At 62.9% G+C, this 2,019-nt stretch carries 3 protein-coding genes; 1 reads left to right on the top strand and 2 read right to left on the bottom strand.

Annotation, left to right across the window (positions count from 1 at the left end; translation table 11 throughout):
* Positions 1-249: hypothetical protein (locus WBQ77_RS03120; protein ID WP_424058887.1), on the top strand; the 249-nt coding region annotated here is incomplete at its 5' end.
* On the opposite strand, the gene WBQ77_RS03115 is transcribed toward WBQ77_RS03120, so the two are convergent.
* Both WBQ77_RS03115 and leuB read right to left on the bottom strand, forming a co-directional pair.
* Positions 246-1,040: a hypothetical protein gene (locus tag WBQ77_RS03115; protein ID WP_424058885.1), complete on the bottom strand. Its 795-nt coding sequence runs from the start codon at positions 1,038-1,040 to the stop codon at positions 246-248. The two genes, WBQ77_RS03120 and WBQ77_RS03115, sit on opposite strands and share 4 nt — an antisense overlap.
* Positions 1,041-1,072: 32 nt before the next feature.
* Positions 1,073-2,019 (bottom strand): 3-isopropylmalate dehydrogenase (leuB, locus tag WBQ77_RS03110; RefSeq protein WP_424058883.1); only part of this gene is annotated, 947 nt, incomplete at its 5' end.

The following is a 2,019-nucleotide window of genomic DNA, read 5'->3' as shown; positions in this document are numbered from 1 at the left end:
GGGGAATTCCCGCTCGGCAAGGATGTTGAGCATCTCGCGCCCGACATTGCCGGTCGCGCCGATGACGGCGACTTTGTAACCCATTCGATACTCCTGCCTGTGACGGCTGTCTGGTCGACTAACTGTTTGTTGGGTCGCATGCCGGGTTCACGGCGAACCGTGCGGCGTTTTGACCTGCCTCGCGGCGGATGTATGGGAAGGTGCCGCCAAAGTAAAGGTGCCCTGGTTTTTGAGGGGCGTACCGCCTAGTTCACGCGCCGGCCGGGTAGCTCGTCCTTCACTTTGGCGCATTTCTTTTGGGTGAACTCATTGACTATCGTCACCACTGTTGAACCCAGCACATTGGACAGGTTGTCGACGCCGGTGCCGGCATAGACCACGGGGTAGATCAACAAGGGGGCCGAGACATCGCCCCAATTGATCGTTGCGGAGACCGCTGTGCCATTTTTGAAGGTCACTTCCGGAGCGAGTTCCACCTCGACCACGTAAGGCTCGCTGCTGTCCCGGTGAAGCGCGCAGGACACGGCGAACTTATCCATTTCGATGGTGGTATCGGCGACCAGCATCGCCTCGGCAAGATCGGCCCGTGACAGGTTGAGCTTGGATTCACAGACCGCCTTGCCCCAGGGCCAGCCAATCTGATCGCCCAGCATTTCGGTGAGCGAGTCCGCCCGCCAGGTCTTCTTGATGTCGCAGGCGATATCGTCACCCAGCGGCTCGCGCGTGGCGATGATATCGCAAATCTCGATCTTGCAGGACTTGCGCGCTTCCTTCTCGGCTTTCTCTTCGGGCGTCACCTGAACTTTCGAGCTAATCTGCGGGCCAAGAGAGGGTGCCGTAGGCGCTGCGGTCTCGATGTCGTCAGGTTCCGTGTATTCCGGCTCTGCATCCGTCGTCTGAGAGTCTCCAGGCTCCGCGGGGTCTTCTGAGCCCGCTGTCTCCTCGGCCTCACGCGCTACCGGCGGCGCCGAATCGTCGGTCTCGTCCGGCGCGTCCGTGGCCCAAGCGAGCGGGGTCGTCAGCAGCAGGGCTAAACTCAAGGAAAGCCCGGTGCAAGCGTGTTTCATGAGTGCTAACTGGCGCGATTTAACGACGCGATGATGGCATCGCCCATTTCGCGCGTTCCCACGGTCTTGCAGCCGTCCTGAGCGATGTCGCCGGTGCGCAGGCCCTGGTCCAGGACAGCGGCGATGGCAGCCTCGATCTTGTCGGCCAAGTCGCCCTGGCTGAAGGAGTAGCGCAAGCACATGGCGAAGCTCGCGATCGTCGCGATCGGGTTGGCCTTGCCTTGCCCCGCGATGTCGGGCGCAGAGCCATGCACGGGTTCGTACATGGCGGGCCGCATGCCGGTCTCGTCCGCGGCGCCCAGCGAGGCCGAGGGCAGCATGCCCAGAGAGCCCGTCGCCATGGCGGCTTCGTCGGAGAGCACGTCGCCGAACAGATTGTCGGTCACGATCACGTCGAACTGCTTGGGCGCGCGGACGAGCTGCATGGCGCAGTTGTCGGCCAGAATGTGCTCTAGCGTCACGTCCGCGTAGCTGTCTTTGTGGACTTGGCTGACCACCTCGTTCCACAACACGCCGGTCTTCATCACGTTCCGCTTTTCGGCGGAGTGCACCACGTTCCCGCGCTTGCGGGCCAGATCGAAGGCGACGGCGGCGATGCGCTCGATTTCGTAGGTCTCGTAAACTTGCGTATCGACGGCGCGCTTCCGTCCATTGCCTAGGTCGGTGATCTCCTTGGGCTCGCCGAAATAGACGCCGCCGGTCAGCTCGCGCACGATCATGATGTCGAGCCCTTCGACCAGCTCGCGTTTGAGCGAGGAGGCGTCCGCCAACGCCGGGTAGCAGATCGCAGGGCGCAGGTTCGCGAAGAGCTGAAGGTCCTTCCGGAGACGCAAGAGGCCCGCCTCGGGGCGGTTGTCGTACGGCACGCCGTCCCATTTGGGGCCCCCGACGGCACCCAGCATGACCGCGTCGGCCGCGTGTGCTGTTTTCATCGCTGCTTCGGAGATCGCTT

The organism is Methyloceanibacter sp., assembly GCF_049590335.1.
Classification (GTDB): Bacteria; Pseudomonadota; Alphaproteobacteria; order Rhizobiales; family Methyloligellaceae; genus Methyloceanibacter.
The sequence above is the reverse complement of the archived record's forward strand: the minus strand, read 5'-3'. Positions and strand labels throughout refer to the sequence as shown.